The sequence below is a fragment of the Achromobacter sp. ACM05 genome (assembly GCF_019218915.1).
GTDB classification, from domain to species: Bacteria; Pseudomonadota; Gammaproteobacteria; order Burkholderiales; family Burkholderiaceae_B; genus Achromobacter; species Achromobacter animicus.
The window spans coordinates 361473-381595 of the sequence record NZ_JAHUWQ010000001.1; the positions used below are offsets into that span (position 1 = coordinate 361473).

Sequence of the window (20123 nt, forward strand, 5' to 3'; positions counted from 1 at the left end):
ACGGCGCATGCGTCATGCGGCGCATCGCCAGACGAGGGATCGGCCAATCGGCTGATCCCTCGCTCATTTCTACTTCCAACGGCTATTTCGGCCGAGCCAGTCCCCACGCAGCGCCGCGCCGGTACACCGTGCTGCGGTGCACGCCCAACGCGCGCGCTGCGCGGCTGACGCTACCGCCGTGCTCGGCCAAGGCGGCCCGGATGGCGGCGTCCGTCATGGCGTGCAGATCGCCGGAGCCGATGGCCGGCGCGCTCGTCGTTGCTGCGGTGCGCGATGCATCGACGCCCGGCGTCGCGATGCCCGACGTATCGACGCCCGACGTAGTAGCGCCCGACGTCGCGACGCCCGACGCGATGGCTTCGATCTTCGCGGCGCTCGCTGCGCCGCGCAATTCCGCGGGCAGCATGTCCGCATCCACCCTGCCCGCTGGTCCCGCCAGCACATGCAACGTGCGCAGCACCGACGCCAGTTGCCGGTAATTGCCGGGCCAGGAATATGCCGCAAGCACGGCTTCAATGGCGGGCGGCAGCGCGGGACCCGCGCCTTGCGCCGCCCACAGCTCGCGCAGCAATTCCAGGCGGTCCGCCCGCGCGCGCAGGGGCTCGAGCGTGACGGTGTATTCGGCAATCCGGAAGTACAGATCAGGACGCACCGGTGCGTCCGGGCCTTCGTGCGCCAGCGGCCGATGCGTGGCGCACACCAGGGTGAAGTCCACCGGCACGGGCCGCGCCGCGCCCAATGGCGAGACCTCGCGCGTCTGCAGCACACGCAGCAGCCGCGATTGCAGCAGCAGCGGCATGTCGCCGATCTCGTCCAGGAACAGCACGCCGCCATGCGCCTGCCGCAACAGGCCCTTGCTGCCCTGGCGGCGCGCGCCGGTAAAGGCGCCGTCTTCGTAGCCGAACAATTCCGATTCGATCAGGCTTTCGGGCAAGGCGGCGCAGTTCACCGCCACGAAGGGGCCGGCCGCGCGTTGGCCGCGCGCATGGATCTGCCGCGCAAACACTTCCTTGCCCACGCCCGTTTCGCCCTGCAGCAGGATCGACACGCCGGCGTCCGCCAGATGCACGGCGCGCGCCAGCGCGCCCAGCGTCGCGGCATCGAAGCTGGGGGCTGGCGTCCTGGCCAGCGCGCCCGGCGCGCGCGACGCGGGCGCGGCGGGCGGTTGCGGTGCGCGCGTGCGCGGCATGCGCAGCCGCGCGTGATAGACCGCGCCTGTGCGTGTGTGCACCCTGCCCGTCGCGTCCGGGCATCGTTCGATGTCGCCGTCGAATACGTCCGCGTAGCGGTACACGCCCAGCGCGGTCGCCGCCAGCGCCAGCGCCTGCAGCGCGCGCCGGTTGGCGCCGATCAGCAGGTCGCCCTGGAAGGCCAGCAGCGCTTCGCCGGGCTGGCCGAGCCCGGCGGGGTCGGCATGCAGGCGCAGCACCGTGCAGGGTTCATAGGCGCTTTCGAACAACTGGTGTTCGATGCGGTCCACTGCCCCGCGCACCAGTGCCAGCACATCGGGGCGCACGTCGCGGGCCTGGCTGGAGAGATCAAGCACGCCGAGCGTGCGTCCTTCGCTGTCGGTGATGGGAACGGCCGCGCAGGTCAGGATGCGGTTGGGTTCGAAATAGTGTTCGGCGCCGTGCACGGCGATGGGCCGGCCTTCGACCAGCGCGGTGCCGATGGCGTTGGTGCCGGCGGCGGCTTCGTCCCACGGCGCGCCCGGCATCAGGGCCACGCGCGAGGCGCGATGCGCAAAACCCGTGTCGCCGTCCGAGTCCAGCACGAGGCCCTGTGCGTCCGACAGGATGACGAGGTTGCTGCTGCCGCCGGCCTGGCGGCGTAGATAGGCGATGGCGGGTTCGGACATGCGGCGCAGCGCTTCGTTGCGCTGCTGGGCTTCGCGCAGTTCGCCCTGCGTCATGAGATCGGCGCGGCGCACGCCACGCATGTCGAAGCCCAGGTCGGCGCAGCGGCGCCAGGAACGCAGGATGGGTTCGGCAACCATGCCGCCCGGCACCGCGCCCTGCTGGTTAAAGAGCAGGCGCGCCTGCGTCAGCGTCTGCCTACCGGAGTGAGAGGCCATGTATGTCTCCTGGGACCGGCGTTCTGCGACGCCTGTGCTGCGACACCCGTTGCGCGACACCTGTTGCGCGACATCGTCGCGGATTGCGACATGGAACAAGCGAAAAACTACTTTCGCACGCGTGCGGCGGGCTGTCCAGCCGGGATGCCCCGACTGGCATGCGTTTTGCTTGATACCGGACAGGCAGCCCACTGCCACCATCCCAACAATACGGAGACAAGCATGGATATCGCGACCCGCGTTACCCCGGAGACCTACGGCACCCGCCTGGACCTCAGGACGCAGTACGACAATTTCATCGACGGCAAGTGGCAGTCGCCCGCGGATGGCGAATACTTCGACAACGTCACGCCGGTCACGGGCCAGACCCTGAGCCGCAACGCGCGCTCGAAGGAGCGCGACATCGAATTGGCGTTGGACGCCGCGCATCGCGCCGCGCCGAAATGGGGTTCGACCCCGGCCGCCGAACGCGCCCGCATGCTGATGAAGATTGCGGACGTGATGGAAGCCAACCTGGAACGCCTGGCCACGGCGGAAACCTGGGACAACGGCAAGCCCATCCGCGAGGCCCGCGCTGCCGACATTCCGCTGGCCATCGACCACTTCCGCTATTTCGCGTCGTGCATCCGCAGCCAGGAAGGCGGGCTGTCCGAGATCGATCACGACACGGTGGCCTACCACTTCAATGAACCGCTGGGCGTGGTCGGCCAGATCATCCCGTGGAACTTCCCCATTCTGATGGCTGCGTGGAAGCTCGCGCCCGCGCTGGCCGCCGGCAATTGCGTGGTGCTGAAACCGGCCGAACAGACGCCGCTGGGCATTCTGCTGCTGATGGAACTGATCGGCGACATCCTGCCGCCGGGCGTCGTCAACGTGGTGACCGGCTTCGGGCTGGAAGCCGGCAAGCCGCTGGCATCGAGCAAGCGCATCGCCAAGATCGCGTTCACCGGTGAAACCACCACCGGGCGGCTGATCATGCAGTACGCGTCGCAGAACATCATCCCGGTCACGCTGGAACTGGGCGGCAAGTCGCCCAACATCTTCTTTGCGGATGTGGCCGCGCAGGACGACGATTTCCTGGACAAGGCCGTCGAGGGCTTCGTCATGTTCGCGCTGAACCAGGGCGAGGTGTGCACGTGCCCCAGCCGCGCACTGATCCAGGAATCGCTCTACGACAAGTTCATGGAACGCGCCCTGAAACGCGTGGCCGAGATCAAACAGGGCAACCCGCTGGACGCCGACACCATGCTGGGCGCGCAGGCCTCCACCGAGCAGCTGGAAAAGATCCTGTCCTACCTGGACATCGGCAAGCAGGAAGGCGCCGACGTGCTGGCGGGCGGCTCGCGCGCGCAGATGCAGGGCGGGCTGGAAGGCGGCTACTACGTGCAGCCCACCGTGTTCAAGGGCCACAACAAGATGCGCGTGTTCCAGGAAGAAATCTTCGGGCCGGTCGTGGCGGTCACCACGTTCAAGGATGCGGATGATGCGCTGGCGCTGGCCAACGACACGCTGTACGGCCTGGGCGCCGGCGTGTGGTCGCGCGACGCCAACACGTGCTACCGGATGGGCCGGGCGATCAAGGCGGGTCGCGTGTGGACCAACTGCTATCACGCCTATCCCGCGCACGCGGCATTCGGCGGCTACAAGCAATCGGGCATCGGACGCGAGAACCACAAGATGATGCTCAACCATTACCAGCAGACGAAGAACCTGTTGGTGAGCTATTCGCCGAAGAAGCTGGGGTTCTTCTGATCCGGCAGGCTTGATCCCTTCAACCCAAGCCGCTTGCGCGGCCAACCTGCGCGCCGGGTCCGCCCGGCGCGCTTGCAGAGGAATCCCGTCATGCCAGAGCACACGCCACGCGTGGTTGCGACCGACGAGGCGCGCCAGCTGATCGACACCTTGCGCACCAAGCACGGGCCGCTGATGTTTCACCAGTCCGGGGGCTGCTGCGACGGCAGCTCGCCCATGTGTTATCCCCAGGGCGAGTTCATGGTGGGCGGCTCCGATGTGCTGTTGGGCGATCTGGAAGGCTGCCCGTTCTGGATCGGTGAAGACCAGTTCGCTTACTGGGAACACACCCAGCTCGTCATCGACGCCGTGCCCGGACGCGGCGGCGCGTTTTCGCTGGACAGCGCGGAGGGCAAGCGGTTTCTGCTGCGGTCGCGGCTGTACTCGGATGAAGAGTGGGCGAACGTCGGGCCGGTGACGAAGGGATAGCGCGCCTTAGCCGCGCTTGCCGTGGCCGCCGCCTTTGGAGTGGGTGTCGTCTTGAAGGCCGGCGCGTTCGGCCTGTTTCCACTGGAAGGACACCCGCCGAATGCGGGCGGCGCGGAATTGCGTGAACGAACGGCCGCCCGGCATGGGCGCACCGCGATAGGCGCTGCTTGCGTTTTTCATTGCTGATGATGCGTTGACGAGAAATCTTGCGAAGGATGATTGGGCGGAGCGGCTGACGACGTACAGCCGTTGCCGTGCGGCCGGCCAGGTGCGGCCGGCGAGGTGCGGCGGCGGGCCAGGCGCGGCTATCTACACGCCCGCATGCGGAGACCACGCGCTGGCCGGCGCTTTGCGGCGCGTCCACGCCAGTGCGTCTTCCAATCGGTCGTTGCCCCAGAACATTTCCCCCTCCACGAAAAGCGTCGGTGCGCCGAAGATGCCCAGGTCACGTGCACGGTCGACCTGCTTGCGCAGCGCCTCCTTGGCGGTTTCCGTCTTGGCCCGGGCGATGAGCGCATCGGCATCCAAAGACAGGCCAATGAGCAGATCGCGCACGACGTCTTCGGACTGAATGTCCAGGTCGTGCTGAAAATTCGCGCGGAACACCGCGACGCAGAAATCGCGTCCCCAGGGTTCATCCTGGCCCAGCAGCGCGATGCGCGCAGGCAGCACGCTCATGCGCGGAAAGAGGCGCGGGCGGTTGTAGACCACGCCGTACTTCTCGGCCAGGCGGGCGATGTCGCGCATCATGTACGCGCCCTTGCCGGGAAACAGCCGGAACGGCGTGTCGTTCCAGCCCTGCGCCTGGAAGATCGGCCCCAGCAGAAACGGCCGCAAATCCACCTTGACCTCGGCCTCGCGCGCAAGACGGTCGATGCGCTCGATCGCCAGATAGCTGTACGGGCTGGCGAAGTCGAACCACATTTCGATGCGGGGCGTATCGGGCAAGGACGCAGTCATGGCTAGAACTCCGGTTGGCCTGCACAGCGGGGCGTGGCGCTGGCGCGCTGCGCCTGACCGCCCTGCGAAAGTAGCGCGACCTGCGCATCCGGCAGGCCGCTGAGGACGACGTCGCGATCGCTGTGCACGGTCAGGGATTCGCCCGCTTGCAGCACGCTGTCGTCGAAGCGGCGGTACTCGGAGACCCACACGGCGCCAGCGTGACACTCGATGCGGACGCCCGAAGCGCGCTTGAGCAGCATAGTCGAGCCGCCGCCCAAACGGAATGACATGCCTGCGGTGCAACATAACTGGAACATGGCGCCCCTCCCGGCCGCAGCAGCGGCGATCACGGCGGATGACCACGACCTGGTCCCGGTCACCCAACGTCTGAGTCATATTGGACGCCCGCGGCGTACTATTGCTCAAGCGACTTTTCCGCTCGACACGCATGAGTTTCACGAATGCCATATCCGCTAGCGAAACTACCTCCGCTTGATCTGGTTCGCGGCTTTGTCGCCGTCGGCCGCCGCATGAGCATCACGCTTGCCGCGCAGGATCTGCATGTCACGCAGTCCGCCGTCAGCCGCCAGATCCGCGCGCTGGAAGCCCATCTGGGGGTGCCGTTGCTGGTGCGCGGGTTTCGCAGCGTGACGTTCACCTCTGAAGGCGCGCAGCTTTTCCGGATGGCCGATGTATGGCTCAGTCAGCTCGGCGACCTGACCGAACAACTGCGCGCCCCCGAGCGGCGCACGCCTGTCACCGTCACCACCACCATCGGCGTGGCCTCGTTGTGGCTGCTGCCCCGGCTGGGCGATTTTCAGGCGGCGCATCCCGACATCGACGTGCGCGTGGCCGCCGACAACCGGCTCATCGACATCGACCGCGAAGCCGTCGACATCGCCATCCGCTACAGCGAGCGCAACACGGTCTCAGATGGCGCCGTGTGGCTCTTTGGCGAGTCGGTAGTGCCCGTGGCCCATCCGTCGCTCAACGCGCGCGAACTGGATGCGCGCGAGCTGCAGCGCCATGTGCTGCTGGAATTCGACGATCCCACGCGGCCCTGGCTGCAATGGTCGGAATGGCTCAACGCGCGCGGCCTGGGCCGTGTGCGCCCGAAAGGCATGTTGCGCTTCAACCAGTACGACCAGATCGTACATGCCGCGCTGGCCGGCCACGGCATCGCGCTGGGACGGCTGGCGTTGATTGCGCCCATGCTGACGGACCGGCGGTTGGCCCTCGTTGGCAGCCCCGCGGCCAGCGCCACCGAACACGCCTACTGGCTGGTGCGTAACGCGCGGCGCAGCACGCCGGATGCCGACGTCGTCACGCAGTGGCTGGTGGATCAGGCGGCGGCGACGGCGCGGGATTTGACGGGTTGAGCGGACGTCGCCGCGGCGAACGGCGCGGCGGGCGCGCGCAGGGGCGAACGCGGGTGGCACAGCAGCCGCCCATGCCCTGGTTACCAGACCGGCGACCACCAGACCGCTCGGGTGCAGCCCGCCGTGCCCTGTGTAGCTTGCCGGTCAGTCCACCACGACCTGCGCCGGACCCGCTGCCATCTCGCCGATCACGGCGGCCTGGCCGAAGCCCTGTTCGTGGAAGATCTTGAGCACCGCATCGGCGGCTTCCGGTGCGCACGACACCAGCAGGCCACCCGAGGTCTGCGGATCCGTCAGCAAAGCACGCTGGGTGTCCGACACCCCGGCGCCCAGACGCACCGATTCGCCGTACGACGTCCAGTTGCGGCCGGACGCGCCCGTGATCACGCCGTCGGCGGCAAACGCTTGCACACCCGGCAGCCAGGGCAAAGCATCCAGCCGCACGCGAGCCGTGAGCTTGGCGCCGCGCGCCATCTCCAGCGCATGGCCCAACAGGCCAAAGCCCGTCACGTCGGTGATCGCATGCACCCCATCCAGCGCGGCCAGCGCGGGGCCGGGACGATTCAGGCGTGTCGTCGTGTCGATCATGACGCGATAACCGTCCACGTCCAGCAGATTCTTCTTGAGCGCCGCCGACAGGATGCCCACGCCCAGGCCCTTGCCCAGAATCAGCACGTCGCCGGCGCGCGCATCCGCGTTGCGCTTGATGCGGTCCGGATGCACCAGCCCCATCGCGGCCAGGCCATAGATGGGTTCGACAGAATCAATGCTGTGGCCGCCCGCCACCGGAATGCCCGCGTCGGCACAGACCGATTCGCCGCCCTTCAAAATCTGGGCAATCACGTCGTGCGGCAGCACATTGATCGGCATGCCGACGATCGCCAGCGCCATGATCGGCGTGCCGCCCATGGCGTACACATCCGACAGCGCGTTCGTCGCGGCGATGCGGCCGAAGTCGAAGGGATCGTCCACGATGGGCATGAAGAAGTCCGTGGTGGCGATAAGTGCCTGCTCGTCGTTCAGCCGGTACACCGCCGCATCATCCGCGGTTTCCGTGCCCACCAGCAGGTTCGGATAGCTGGCGGCGGGGCCAAACCGCGCCAGCAGCGCCGACAGTACACCCGGCGCAATCTTGCAGCCGCAGCCGCCGCCATGCGATAGGGAAGTCAAGCGCGGCGCGTTGGTGGACGCAACATCCTGGGTCATCTCAGTCTCCGTGAGTCAGTCGGAAAAAGGATAGCACCGGCCCGGTGAATGGCCCTATGATCGAACGCAGCCAGGCCCTCGCCATTGAACGCTCGCTTGCAGGAGTCCGCCTTGATCAGCCGCCGCCGCCTTCTGCAAACCGGTCTGTCGCTTGCGGCGCTGCCCGCGTGGGCCGGCGCCGCGAACAATGCGGCAAGCAACGCCGCGGCTGGCGTCGGAAAAGGCCCGGCAAATGGCGCCCAGAATGGCAGCCCGAACGGCACTCCCAGTGCCGCCCAGAATGCCGCCCCGACAGCCGACGCATTGAAAGCCGCCACCGGCCCCAACTGGGCGCCATGGACCGGCCCGGCCTTGCCGCTCGTCCTGCCCGACCTCGGCGGGCGCGAGCAAAGGCTTTCCGCGTGGCGCGGCAGCGTTGTCATCGTCAGCTTCTGGGCCACCTGGTGTGAGCCGTGCCGCGACGAACTCCCCGTTCTGTCGACCATGGCCAAGCGGCATCGCGAAGAAGGCCTGCGCCTTGTCGCCGTCAACGTCGGCGAAGCGCCCGCCAAGATCTCCGCCTTCCTGAAAAAGACCCCCATCAACGGCACGGTCCTGCACGACCGCAACAGCGCCGCATCGAAGAAGTGGGAAGCCGCCGCGCTGCCCGCCAACTATCTCGTCGACCGTGCCGGCACGATCCGGTTCTGGCATCTGGGTGAACTGAACTGGAAGTCGCACGAGATAGGCGGCGTGGTGACGCGCATGCTGCGCAGTTGATGGAGCCCCCCCATTTGCGCCGGGGCGCTGCAACGCACTGCGACGGACATCTCGTAAGGGTGTCAGACACCTGCATCGGGGTATATCGGCACTTGGTCCGCCGTCCACCCCGACGACCGCCCGATCAGCCACTGACAGAGCCCGTGGTGGCGCGGGGTTCGCGTTGCGGGCCGTTTAGATGGTGCCCGGCGGAATCCGAAGGGAGCCGAAGGCGGACGAGGATGAGCACGGGGAAGTCCGGAGCGAAGGCTCCGGACCGCCATCGGAGGCCCGCAACGCGAACCCCGCGACGCCGCGGGCGGCAGAAGAACACAAACCGACAGCCCGGTGTCAGACACCCGGACACGACCCAGTATCAGCCCCGGTGTCAAACACCCGGACACGACGCAGTATCACGACGACTATCTCGCACGGGAATCAGACACCTGCGTGGGGAGCGGCAGAAGAACCCGAATGGCGGAAGGCAGCAGGAGTCGAACCTACCTGGGAACGTCTGACGCCCCCAACCGGGTTTGAAGCCCGGCCGTGCCGCCGGGCACGAATGCCTTCCGTGGCGGACCGCCTATGATACCGGCTCGGCGGGCGGCTGCATCGCCGCGTACGCGCTTTCGCCGCGCAGCACATGCGTATCCCGCACCCGCCGCGTGTAGCCCACGCGATCGAAGAACTCCAGGATCTGGATCGCCCGCTTGCGACCCAGGCCCGTCGCGTCCCGGAAAACCGCGGCATTCAAGCCCGGCGGCTGCGCGGCCAGGTCTGCTGCCAGCGCCGCCAGCTTGCGTACCTGATCGCGGTGATAGAACAGATCCTTCACTACCTGCGCCACCTCGCCACGCCGCAGCAGCTTGCGCAGCAATTGGCGCACGGCGTCCTCGGGCTGCGCCTGCAGCTTCGCCAGGTCGCGCACCCACGGCGGATCGAACGCGCCCGCGTCCAGCAGCGGCAACAGACGCGCTGCCAGCGCGGATTCGGCCGCTCCCAGCGTCGCAGTGTGCGTAGGCAGATGCAGCCAGGGACCATTGCGCGCGATATGGCTGTCGCGTTGCAGTTCGTCGAGCAGCGATGTCCAGAGCGTGTCGGGCATCGCAGGAAACGCCATGCGCCGCAGCCGCGCGCTGTCCGGACCGGGTTCGTCGGGCGCGCTTTGGTGGAACGACGCCAGCGCCTGCTCGGTCCGATCGCGCAGCGCCTTCCAATGCGCGTCCAGGATCAGCGTGCGCGCGCCCTGCGCATTGCGCGGCTCGATCCACACCGCACTCTCGGGCGCCGCGATATCGCTGACCGGCAGGCCCGTCAGACGCTGCAATGCCGCTTCATCCAGGCCCTGCGGCGCATGCGCCAGCACCGGTTGCAGGCCGCCGCCATCCAGCATGTCCGTCAGCGCCTGCAGGCCCGCCAGCCGCGACGCCGACCGGCGCTTGCGGTCCGGCGCATTGGGATCCAGCACCCGGCCGCCGCCCACCGTGCGCGTCGCCTGTGCGTTGCGCACGATGTAGCGGTCGCCCGGCATCGCGCAGACGGGTTCGTCGAACACCAGTTGCACCCATCCCGACTGGCCCGGCGACAGCGACTCGGTGCTGATCGGCACCACGTGCGCCACATGGCGCGCCGCGCCAATGTGCACGTGCAGCGGCGCCCACGCCCGCACCGGCGCATCCGCGGACGGTAGCAGCGTCAGCGCCACATCCACGTGCTTCGAGGGCAGAAAGCAGCGCGCGTCCGCGATCCAGTCACCTCGCGAGATAGCGTTCTTGTCGATGCCCGCCAGGTTCAACGCGCACCGCTGGCCGGCCGAGCCCGTCTCGCTGGGCTGGTTCTGCGCGTGGATGCCGCGCACGCGAACGCGTGTATTGGCCGGCATCAGGCGCAGATCGGTCGCGTCGTCGTCCGCGCGGACCTGGCCGGCGTGCGCCGTGCCGGTGACGACCGTGCCGTGCCCGGACAAGGTGAACACGCGATCCACCGCCAGCCGGAAGAGGCCCGTGGCCTCGGGCCGCGACAGGGCCTGCGCCTGCGCGTGCAAATAGTCCTTCAGCGCCGCCACGCCGGGATCGCCGGCGTGCGCCGCCTCGGCTGGTGCTTCGGCGTGGGCCGCGTGGGATGTTTGGCTCCCCTGAGCCATCTGCGTCGCACTCGTGCCGAACACCGGCGCGCCTTGCAGGAACGTCCCTTCCGTCAACGCCGCGATCTCGCCGCGCACGGCATCCAGTTGTGCCGCATCCGCGCGATCCGTCTTGGTCAGCGCCACCGCGCCGCGCGCCACGCCCAGCATCGACAGGATGGCCAGATGCTCGCGCGTCTGCGGCATGACGCCATCATCCGCCGCCACCACCAGCAAGCCGAAATCGATCCCGCTGGCGCCGGCCGCCATCGTATGCACGAGCTTCTCGTGCCCCGGCACATCGATGAAGCCCAGCACGTCGCCATTGGCGAGCGGCGTGTAGGCGTAGCCCAGTTCGATGGAAATGCCGCGCGCCTTTTCTTCCTTCAGCCGGTCCGTGTCCACGCCCGTCAGCGCACGCACGAGCGTTGTCTTGCCGTGGTCGATATGCCCTGCGGTGCCGACGATCATGCCAGCGGCTCCGCCAGCTGCGCCGCAAAAGCGGCTTCGTCGCGGTCTTCCAGGCAGCGCAGGTCCAGCCACAACGCGTCATCCGCGATGCGGCCGATGACGGGCACCGGCAGCTTGCGCAACAGCGTCTCCAGCCGGTCCAGATGCCGCCCGGGGCGGCCGGTTCCCGCATGGCGCACGGCCAGTCCATAACTGGGAAGCTGGTCGATGGGCAACGCGCCGCTGCCGATCTGGCTGAACATCGGCACCGCCTCGACCGCATAGCCCGGGCCTGCGGCATGCGCCAGCACGCCGCGCAGCCGTTCGGCCTGCGGCTGAATATCGCGCAGCGGGCGGGTCAACAGGCGCAGCGTCGTCAGCCGCTGCGCCAGGAACTCCGGTGCGCGATACAGCTGCAGCACGGGTTCCAGCGCCGCCAGCGTCAGCTTGCTGACACGCAGCGCGCGCTTGAGCGGATTCTTCTTGATCTTGCGGATCAGGTCGGCGCGGCCCACCAACAGGCCGGCCTGCGGTCCGCCCAGCAGCTTGTCGCCGCTGAACGTGACCAGATCGGCGCCCGCAGCGATGGTCTCGCGCACGGTGTCTTCTTTCGGCAGCCCGAACTGCGTCAGGTCCACCAGCGTGCCGCTGCCGAGATCCACCGTGGCCGGCAGACCGCGCGCATGGGCCAGCGCCGCCACCTCGGCCACGCTCACGCTTTTGGTGAAGCCGGTCACCGCGTAGTTGCTGCAATGCACCTTCATCAGCATCGCGGTGCGCGGGCCGATGGCGTTTTCATAGTCCGCCGCGTGCGTGCGGTTGGTGGTGCCGACTTCGACGAGCTTGGCGCCCGCCCGCTTCATGATGTCGGGGATGCGGAACGCGCCGCCGATCTCGACCAGTTCGCCGCGCGACACCACGACTTCGCGGCGATCCGCCAGGGCGTTGAGCATCAGCAGCACGGCCGCGGCATTGTTGTTGACCACCGTGGCGGCCTCGGCGCCCGTCAGCTCGCACAGCAGATCGTCGATGAGGTCGTCGCGATCGCCGCGGCCACCGGTGTCCAGGTCGAACTCCAGGTTGGCGGGCGTGGTCAGCGCGCGCAGCACCGAGGCCACCGCTTCGTCGGGCAGCAGCGCGCGGCCCAGGTTGGTGTGCAGCACGGTGCCGGTCAGGTTGTAGACCGCGCGCAGACGGGGCCGCGCGGCCTCGTCCAGCGCGGCTGATGTGCGCGCCGCCACCGCGGCCGCGTCCAGCTCGTGACGCGGCACGCCGCCGTCCAGCGCGCGCTTGCGCAGCGCGTCCAGGTCACGGCGCAGGGCCGCCACCACTTGTGTCCGGCCGTGGGTTGCCAGCGCCGGCTGGAACGCGTCGGCATTCAGCAGGCGGTCCAGCGAAGGAATGTCGGACGCGGCGGCAAGGCCGGCGCCGGACAGTTGATCTGCCATGCGAGACTCCGTCATTGAGCGGCGCTAGTCCTCGGCGCCATGCCACAGCAGCGGATTGCCGCTGGACCGCGAATAACCGGCCTCGCCGACCAGCACGTCGAGCATCAGGCTGGCCAGGTCATCGGCCACCGGCTCCACGTACAGATCCTTGTCCTGGTAGAAGATCTTGCGGTACGTGTGGCAGTTGTCACAGGTTTCGGCCTTGATGGCGGGCGTGCGGCCCTCGATGGACTGGTACGCGACCTTTTCCACGTCCTCGCAGTGCGAGCATTTGACCCGCACCATGTGCCACTGCGTCGCGCACAGGCTGCAGCACAGATAGCGATAGCCTTCGTACTGGCCGCCGACCCGCACGATGCTGGCGACCGGCAGGCTGCCGCACACCGGACACACGCCGAACGGGCTGGCGACGGGGAGTTGCTTGGGATCGAAGCGGTTGGCCAGGTCCGTCCAGTAGACCTGCAGCGCCGCCATGACGAAGGGCGCGGCCGCGCTGTCCACGCCTTCGTCCTGCTCGGACAGCACGGCCTGCGCCAGGTCTTCAAGCGATTCGGGATCGTCGGCCAGCGCGCGCCGCAGTGCGGCGCAGACGTCGAGGGCTTCGGCGGGCACGCCAGGGGCGCGCGACACGTCGTCCAGCAACTGGCCCAGGATGCGGCGCCACAGCGCATCGCGCGGCCAGCCGATGGCCTGCAGCGGCGGCATGCCATGCGCCTGCGCGAGCGAAATCCGGTCTTCGGTGGCGGGCGGCGCGGCGCAGTCCTGCAGCGCGCGATGCTGGGCATCGACCAGTTGCGCCATGAGCTGCAGGTAGTCGCCGACCGGATTGCCGTCGGCAAGCTGCCGCAGGCGCGCCGCCCGCGCCGCGAAAACGGATGTCCGTTCCGGCAGGGTGATGCGGGGAATGGCGTTATGGTCTAGCGCTTCGATCTCGCCGCGTGGAAGAATTCGCTGCAATTCTCGTCTCCAGAAAAACAAATACGGCTGCCAGCCTGCAAAGAGGATAGCAGCCGTCGATCACGACATGCCGGGGATTACTTCTTCACCTGCTCCCGGAACCAGGCGCGATGGTGCTTCCACGCCCAGCCTGCGGTGACATAGCCGCGCAGCATTGCCGTGAGCGACCCCTTCACCCAAATCGCCGCGTAAATATGCACAATGATCGCGCAAATCAGCACCAGCGCACAAACCGCGTGCAGCACCGACGCGGCGCGGATCACTTCGATCGGGAAGTAGAACGCGAAATACTCGCGCCAGATCACGATGCCGCTGACCATCAGCCCCAGCATGCACAGGATCAGCACGTAGAAGAGCAGCTTCTGGCCGGCGTTGTACTTGCCGACCTCGGGCAGCTTTTCCTCGCGGTTCTCGACCACGTCGTCGAGCTGCCTGAGCCACTGGCGATCCGCGCGCGTCAGCAGGTTGTGGCGCCACATGTGCCCGGCAAACACGGCAAAGCAGACGAACATCACCACCCCGATGAACGGATGCAGGATGCGCGTCCAGGGTCCGCCCCCGAACAGGTTGGACAGCCAATACATGGATGGATGAAACAGCGCCAGCCCGGACAGCGCGAGCAGGATGAACGTGAGCGCGATGATCCAGTGGTTGGTGCGCTCGCCCGGCGTGTAGCGCTTGATGCGGCGGTAGTGGTGTTCTTCACTCATGGCGCACCTCCTCTTCAGCCCTGCGTTCGTCTTCCTCGGTCACTTCGTTGCGGCCCACGCGCGCATAGTGGAAAAAGCCCGCCAGCGCGGTGAGCGCCATCGTGGCCAGGCCTAGCGGCTTGGCCAGGCCCTTCCACAACGACACCATCGGACTGATCTTCGGATCGGCAGGCAGCCCGTGGTACAGCCCCGGCTGATCGGCGTGATGCAGCACGTACATGACGTGCGTGCCGCCCACGCCGGGCGGGTCATACACGCCGGCCTGCGCAAAGCCGCGCGACTTCAGGTCTTCGACGCGTTCGGCCGCATGCTGGTGCATGTCGTCCTTGGTGCCGAAGACGATGGCGCCGGTGGGACAGGCCTTGACGCACGCGGGCTCCATGCCGACCGCGACGCGATCGGAACACAGCGTGCACTTGTAGGCCTTGTTGTCCTTTTTGGAAATGCGCGGGATGTTGAACGGACAGCCGGTGATGCAGTAGCCGCATCCGATGCAGTTTTCCTCGTGGAAGTCCACGATGCCGTTGTTGTACTGGATGATGGCGCCCGGCGAGGGACAGGCCTTCAGGCAGCCCGGGTCCTCGCAGTGCATGCAGCCGTCCTTGCGGATCAGCCATTCCAGGTCGCCGGCGGGATTCTCGAATTCCGAGAAGCGCATGACGGTCCAGGAGTGCTCGGTGAGGTCGGCCGGGTTGTCGTAAACGCCCACGTTGACGCCGATCTCGTCGCGCAGGTCGTTCCACTCCATGCAGGCGCTCTGGCAGGCCTTGCAGCCGATGCACTTGGAGACGTCGATCAGCTTGGCCACCGAGCCCGTGACGGGTTCACGGATGCCCGGCGGCGGCGTGGTGGTGGCGGAGCGCCGCTTGATGTCCAGGGATTGCATTGACATGTCGGTTCTCCTATACCTTTTCGACCTTCACCAGGAACGACTTGAATTCCGGTGTCTGGGAATTGCCGTCGCCCACGAATGGCGTCAGGGTGTTGGTGAGGAAGCCCGGCTTGGCGATGCCCACGAAACCCCAGTGGATGGGAATGCCGACCTGGTGCACCGTCTTGCCTTCGATGGTGAGCGGACGGATGCGCTTGGTGACCAGCGCCACGGCCTTGATGTAGCCGCGGTTGGACGACACCTTGACGCGGGAGCCGTTGGGGATGCCCAGCTCCTTGGCCAGCGCCTCGCCGATCTCCACGAACTGCTCCGGCTGGAGAATCGCGTTGATGCGGACGTTCTTGGTCCAGTAGTGGAAGTGCTCCGTCAGGCGATAGGTGGTGGCGACATACGGGAAGTTTTCCACCGTGCCCATCGCCGCGAGGTCATCCTTGAAGATGCGCGCGGCCGGGTTGCTGGTGACGCCCTTGGCCTTGGGGTGCAGCGGGTTGTAGCCCAGCGGGTTTTCGAAGGGTTCGTAGTGTTCCGGGAACGGCCCTTCGGCCAGGCCCGCCCGCGCAAAGAAGCGCGCCACGCCTTCCGGGTTCATGATGAACGGCCCCATGCCGCCCGCGGGGTTCTCGTCGCCCTTGAAGTCGGGGATGTCGGCGCCTACCCACGCCCTGCCGTTCCATGACACCACGCTGCGCCGCGGATCGAACGGCTTGCCTTCCAGGTCGCACGACGCGCGGTTGTAGAGGATGCGGCGGTTCGCCGGCCACGCCCAGGCCCAGTTCAGGGTCTGGCCGATGCCGGTGGGGTCGCTGTTGTCGCGGCGCGCCATCAGGTTGCCGCTGGGACTCCAGGCGCCCGCAAAGATCCAGCAGCCGCTGGCGGTGGAGCCGTCGTCGCGCAGTTCGGCAAAGCCGGCAAGCTGCTCGCCGGCGCGGCGCATGATCTTCGTCGGATCCTTGGGATCGGCCAGATCCACCAGCGCGCGGCCCGTGTATTCCTTGGCCAGTTCCTCGGCCGTGGGATTCTGCGGATTGGAATAGGGCCACGACAGGTTGACGATGGGGTCGGGGTACTTGCCGCCGTCCTGTTCGTACATCTTGCGCAGGCGCGTGTAGATGAGCGCCATGATCTCGATGTCGCTCTTGGCTTCGCCCGGGGGCTCGGCGCCCTTCCAGTGCCATTGCAACCAGCGGCCGGAGTTGACCAGCGCGCCGTCTTCCTCGGCAAAACAGGTGGTGGGCAGGCGGAAGACCTCGGTCTGGATCTTGGACGGATCCACATCGTTGGCCTCGCCGGCGTTACGCCAGAACTCGGACGTTTCCGTGACCAGCGGATCCATGATGACCAGGAACTTGAGCTTGGCGAAGCCCTCGTTCAGCTTGGCCTTGTTGGGCGCCGCCGCCAGCGGGTTGAAGCCCTGCGCGATGTAGCCGTTCATCTTGCCCTGGACCATCAGCTCGTAGACCTGAAGCATGTCGTAGAGCTTGTCCAGCTTGGGCAGGTAATCGAACGCCCAGTTGTTGTCGGCCGTCGCCGCACCGCCCCACCAGGCCTTCATGAGACTGACGTGGAACTTGTGATAGTTCTGCCAGTAGCTAAGCTGGTTGGGCCGCAGCGGCTTGAGCGTGCGCGTGTCGATGTACTTGGCGTAGTCCTGCTCAGGCTCGTTGGGCAGCGTCATGTAGCCCGGCAGCAGGTTCGACATCAGGCCCAGATCGGTCAGGCCCTGGATGTTCGAGTGCCCGCGCAGCGCATTCATGCCGCCGCCGGCGATGCCGATGTTGCCCAGCAGCAGCTGCACCATCGCGCCCGTGCGGATGATCTGCGAACCGATGGAATGCTGCGTCCAGCCCAGCGCGTACAGGATCGTGGCGGCGCGATTGGTGGTGGCCGTGGACGCGAGCATGTCGCACACCGTCAGGAACTTGTCCTTGGGCGTGCCGCAGACGCGTTCGACCATTTCCGGCGTGTAGCGCGAGTAGTGCTTCTTGAGCAGCTGATACACCGAACGCGGATGCTGCAGCGTGGGATCGGTCTTGACGTAGCCGTCGTCGCCGCGCTCGTAGTCCCAGCTTTGTTTGTCGTAGGTGCGCTTTTCGGCGTTGTAGCCCGAGTACAGGCCGGCGTCGAACGCGAAATCCTCGCGCACGATGAACGAAAAGTCGGTGTAGTTGCGCACGTACTCGTGCTGGATCTTGTCGTGATCCAACAGGTACTTGATGACGCCACCCAGGAAGATGATGTCGGTGCCGGTGCGTATGGGCGCGTAGAAGTCCGCCACGGACGCCGAACGCGTAAAGCGCGGATCCACGACGATCAACTTGGCCTTGTTGTGGGCCTTGGCTTCAGTAACCCACTTGAACCCGCACGGGTGGGCCTCGGCGGCATTGCCGCCCATGATCAAAACTATGTCCGCGTTCTTGATGTCGACCCAATGGTTCGTCATCGCTCCACGGCCAAACGTCGGGGCAAGACCTGCCACCGTCGGGCCATGTCAGACACGGGCTTGATTGTCGAACGCCAGCATCCCCATGCTGCGCACTGTCTTGTGCGTGATGTAACCGACCTCGTTGCTGCTTGCCGAGGCGGCCAGCATGCCGGTGGTCAGCCACCGGTTGACCGTCTTGCCGTCCGCGGTCTTCTCGACGAAGTTCGCGTCGCGGTCTTCCTTCATGAGCTTGGTGATGCGCGTCAGGGCTTCGTCCCACGACATCCGTACCCACTTGTCCGAACCGGGCGCCCGGTATTCCGGGAATTTAAGACGGTTGGGGCTGTGGATGAAGTCGATCAGGGCCGCGCCCTTCGGACAGAGGGTGCCGCGGTTGACGGGGTGGTCGGGGTCGCCTTCGATGTGCATGATGCTGGCGCGGGCGTTCTTCGAGCCATCGCCCAAGCCGTACATCAGCAAACCGCAGGCGACCGAACAGTAGGGACAGGTGTTGCGCGTTTCGGTCATGCGCGCAAGCTTGAACTGGCGCACCTCGGCCATGGCCGTGCCGGGGGCAGCCCCCAACAAGGCCAGGCTGGAGCCCGCCAGCGTCGCACCGGTCACCTTGAAGAACTGGCGGCGATTCATGTTGACCATGAAGCACTCCTCTCCTGGTGAATGAAGGAAGCGGAAATTTCCAGGACGAAAAAGCCCTACGACTTCCAGGGAAATGTGAGGAAGTATAGGCCTTCGATACGGGGTCCGTCATGCCTGGCGATGCCGGAGACGCCGGCGCTGGTCCGAATTTGACGGCAAAATGCGCTTTTTTCACAGATTTTGCGGCAGTGCAGCGCTGCTACGATGGCCGGCGGCATCGGTGATCCGGCAGCATGTTTGCGCTGGTCGCCGCCTGCCCTTTTTCCCGCTTGTCCTTGGAGCGCCGATGCGCCGCCTTGCCCCCTTGGCCCGAGTTCTCGCCCTGACACTGGCTTTCTCGCCCTTCGTTCTGATGCCGCAGGCGTCCGCCCACGCGGCGCCCGCCGCGCTGTCGCCCGCGGCCGCCGCCACCGAGGCGGCCCAGCAGGCGGCGACAGAAGGCTATCTGTATTTCTATCCGCTGGTGGCGATGGACCTGACCCGCCGGCAGTTCACGCATCCATCGCGGGGCGCCGATGGGGCGCCGGCCAACACGTTCCATCACGGGCGCACCCTGCCCCGCCCGGGCGCGGCCACGCCGTGGGCGAACGTCGACATGCTGCGCAGCAGCGCGTGGCTGGATCTGACGGACGGACCCGTCGTGCTGTCCGTGCCCGACACGGCGGGACGGCTCTACACACTGACGCTGCTGGATATGTGGACCGACGTCTTCGCGACGCTGGGCAAGCGCACCACAGGCACCGCAAAGGGCAACACCGTGATCGTGCCCCCGGGCTGGAGCGGCACGCTGCCCTCCGGCATGGCGCGCATCGACGCCCCCACCGTGCACGTCTGGGCGAAGGGGATGATCGAAATGCACGGCCCCGCCGACCAGGCGGCGGTAAACACATTGCAGGACGGCTTCGTCCTGACGCCCCTGGCGCAATGGAACCTGCCTGCGCAAGCGCCGCGCACCAAGCCCGACCCGTCCCTCGATCTGAAAATCCCGGTGAGCGAACAGGTGGACTCGATGCCCACCGACGCGTTCTTCACCTACGCTGCCGAACTGCTGCGCAAGCACCCGCCGCATGCGACGGATCAGCCCGTGCTGGCGCTGCTGCGCCGCGTCGGGCTGGCGCCGGGCCGGCCGTTCGACTTCGACAAGCTCGATCATTCCGCCAAGCAGGGCATGCGCCGCGGCGTGCGCGCCGCGCGCGACCGCATGGCGGCGGCCGCCGGCCATTCGCTGCGCGCCACAGACGGCTGGCTGCAGGAAACAGGCAGCATCGGCGTGTATGGCAACGACTGGCTACGCCGCGCGCTGGCCGCGCAGGCGCAGCCGGGCAGCGGATTGCCCGAGGACCTGACGGTGCTGGTGCTGGCCACGGACAGCGACGGCGCGCTGCTGGACGGCGCGCACCGGTATGCGCTGCATCTCGAGACCGGCCAGTTGCCCGACGCGGGCGCGTTCTGGTCGCTGACGGCGTATGACAGCCAGGGCATGCCCGTGCCCAACCCCGTCAACCGCCATGCGCTCGGCAGCCGCGATCCGCTGCGCTACAACGCGGACGGCTCGCTGGATCTTGTCTTCAGCCACTCGGCGCCGCCGCCGGAAGATCAATCGAACTGGCTGCCGATTCCGGCGGCCGGGCCGGTGGGAATGCTGCTGCGGGTTTATCTGCCGGGACCGGCGGTGCGGGATGGCTTGTGGACGCCGCCTGCGGTGCGGCGGGATGTGCCGGAGGCGGCTGATGGGGGAAATGGCGAACCTGCGGCAGGCGAACCTGCGTCGGAAGACGCCGCGAAGACCGATGCCCCGGCAACGTCCGAAGCGCCGGTCTCAAACAAGACCGCATCGCCGTCTGGCGCGGCAAAGCCGCAGGCAAACGCCGCCGCCACGCCGCCCGCCAAGAAACCCTGACTGCCC

General features: G+C 67.2%; 16 protein-coding genes and 1 tRNA gene. 5 read left to right on the forward strand and 12 right to left on the reverse strand.

Annotated elements, in window-relative coordinates; all coding sequences use genetic code 11:
• Positions 1–82: 82 nt before the first annotated feature.
• On the reverse strand, positions 83–2074 hold the full coding sequence (locus KW836_RS01650; RefSeq protein WP_218342268.1) for a sigma-54-dependent Fis family transcriptional regulator: 1992 nt from the start codon (positions 2072–2074) through the stop codon (positions 83–85).
• Between the two features lie 222 nt (positions 2075–2296).
• Here KW836_RS01650 and adh point away from each other — a divergent pair, with 222 nt between their 5' ends.
• Together adh and KW836_RS01660 are read left to right on the forward strand one after the other, a co-directional pair.
• Positions 2297–3826, forward strand: coding sequence for an aldehyde dehydrogenase (adh, locus tag KW836_RS01655; RefSeq protein ID WP_175123722.1), 1530 nt, complete (start codon positions 2297–2299; stop codon positions 3824–3826).
• Between the two features lie 90 nt (positions 3827–3916).
• Positions 3917–4294, forward strand: coding sequence for a DUF779 domain-containing protein (locus KW836_RS01660; RefSeq protein WP_218342269.1), 378 nt, complete (start codon positions 3917–3919; stop codon positions 4292–4294).
• A gap of 6 nt (positions 4295–4300) precedes the next feature.
• On the opposite strand, the gene KW836_RS01665 is transcribed toward KW836_RS01660, so the two are convergent.
• The 3 genes from KW836_RS01665 to KW836_RS01675 form a co-directional block, all read right to left on the reverse strand.
• The gene (locus KW836_RS01665; protein WP_218342270.1) at positions 4301–4474 is read right to left on the reverse strand and encodes a hypothetical protein; all 174 of its coding nucleotides are present in this window, start codon (positions 4472–4474) and stop codon (positions 4301–4303) included.
• A 129-nt stretch (positions 4475–4603) separates the two neighbouring features.
• The gene (locus KW836_RS01670) at positions 4604–5254 is read right to left on the reverse strand and encodes a 2-hydroxychromene-2-carboxylate isomerase (protein ID WP_218342271.1); all 651 of its coding nucleotides are present in this window, start codon (positions 5252–5254) and stop codon (positions 4604–4606) included.
• A 2-nt stretch (positions 5255–5256) separates the two neighbouring features.
• Positions 5257–5526, reverse strand: coding sequence for a DUF2917 domain-containing protein (locus tag KW836_RS01675; RefSeq protein ID WP_218342272.1), 270 nt, complete (start codon positions 5524–5526; stop codon positions 5257–5259).
• A 171-nt stretch (positions 5527–5697) separates the two neighbouring features.
• Between KW836_RS01675 and KW836_RS01680 the strand changes: the two genes are divergently transcribed.
• The gene (locus tag KW836_RS01680; RefSeq protein ID WP_218342273.1) at positions 5698–6615 is read left to right on the forward strand and encodes a LysR substrate-binding domain-containing protein; all 918 of its coding nucleotides are present in this window, start codon (positions 5698–5700) and stop codon (positions 6613–6615) included.
• 144 nt (positions 6616–6759) lie between these two features.
• Here KW836_RS01680 and selD read toward each other — a convergent pair whose 3' ends face one another.
• A complete protein-coding gene (gene selD, locus KW836_RS01685; protein WP_218342274.1) occupies positions 6760–7821 on the reverse strand; it encodes a selenide, water dikinase SelD in 1062 nt (353 codons plus the stop codon).
• A gap of 111 nt (positions 7822–7932) precedes the next feature.
• Here selD and KW836_RS01690 point away from each other — a divergent pair, with 111 nt between their 5' ends.
• Entirely contained in the window at positions 7933–8580 is a 648-nt protein-coding gene (locus KW836_RS01690; protein ID WP_255595064.1) for a TlpA disulfide reductase family protein, read from the forward strand.
• Between the two features lie 454 nt (positions 8581–9034).
• Here KW836_RS01690 and KW836_RS01695 read toward each other — a convergent pair.
• The 7 genes from KW836_RS01695 to fdnG all read right to left on the reverse strand — a co-directional run bounded on the left by KW836_RS01695 (position 9035) and on the right by fdnG (position 18217).
• Positions 9035–9130, reverse strand: a tRNA-Sec gene (locus tag KW836_RS01695).
• 12 nt (positions 9131–9142) lie between these two features.
• Positions 9143–11152, reverse strand: coding sequence for a selenocysteine-specific translation elongation factor (gene selB / locus KW836_RS01700; RefSeq protein WP_218342275.1), 2010 nt, complete (start codon positions 11150–11152; stop codon positions 9143–9145).
• Positions 11149–12579: an L-seryl-tRNA(Sec) selenium transferase gene (gene selA, locus KW836_RS01705; RefSeq protein ID WP_218342276.1), complete on the reverse strand. Its 1431-nt coding sequence runs from the start codon at positions 12577–12579 to the stop codon at positions 11149–11151. Before selA ends, selB begins: the two co-directional genes overlap by 4 nt.
• A gap of 24 nt (positions 12580–12603) precedes the next feature.
• On the reverse strand, positions 12604–13536 hold the full coding sequence (gene fdhE / locus KW836_RS01710; RefSeq protein ID WP_218342277.1) for a formate dehydrogenase accessory protein FdhE: 933 nt from the start codon (positions 13534–13536) through the stop codon (positions 12604–12606).
• 77 nt (positions 13537–13613) lie between these two features.
• On the reverse strand, positions 13614–14246 hold the full coding sequence (locus KW836_RS01715) for a formate dehydrogenase subunit gamma (RefSeq protein ID WP_175123732.1): 633 nt from the start codon (positions 14244–14246) through the stop codon (positions 13614–13616).
• Entirely contained in the window at positions 14239–15138 is a 900-nt protein-coding gene (gene fdxH / locus KW836_RS01720) for a formate dehydrogenase subunit beta (protein ID WP_175139597.1), read from the reverse strand. Before fdxH ends, KW836_RS01715 begins: the two co-directional genes overlap by 8 nt.
• Positions 15139–15148: 10 nt before the next feature.
• Complete coding sequence (fdnG, locus tag KW836_RS01725) at positions 15149–18217, reverse strand: formate dehydrogenase-N subunit alpha (protein ID WP_175123734.1); 3069 nt, start codon at positions 18215–18217, stop codon at positions 15149–15151.
• Positions 18218–18503: 286 nt separating this feature from the next.
• Between fdnG and KW836_RS01730 the strand changes: the two genes are divergently transcribed.
• Positions 18504–20117, forward strand: a complete 1614-nt coding sequence (locus tag KW836_RS01730; protein ID WP_218342278.1) for a DUF1254 domain-containing protein — start codon at positions 18504–18506, stop codon at positions 20115–20117.
• The last annotated feature ends 6 nt before the right edge of the window (positions 20118–20123 follow it).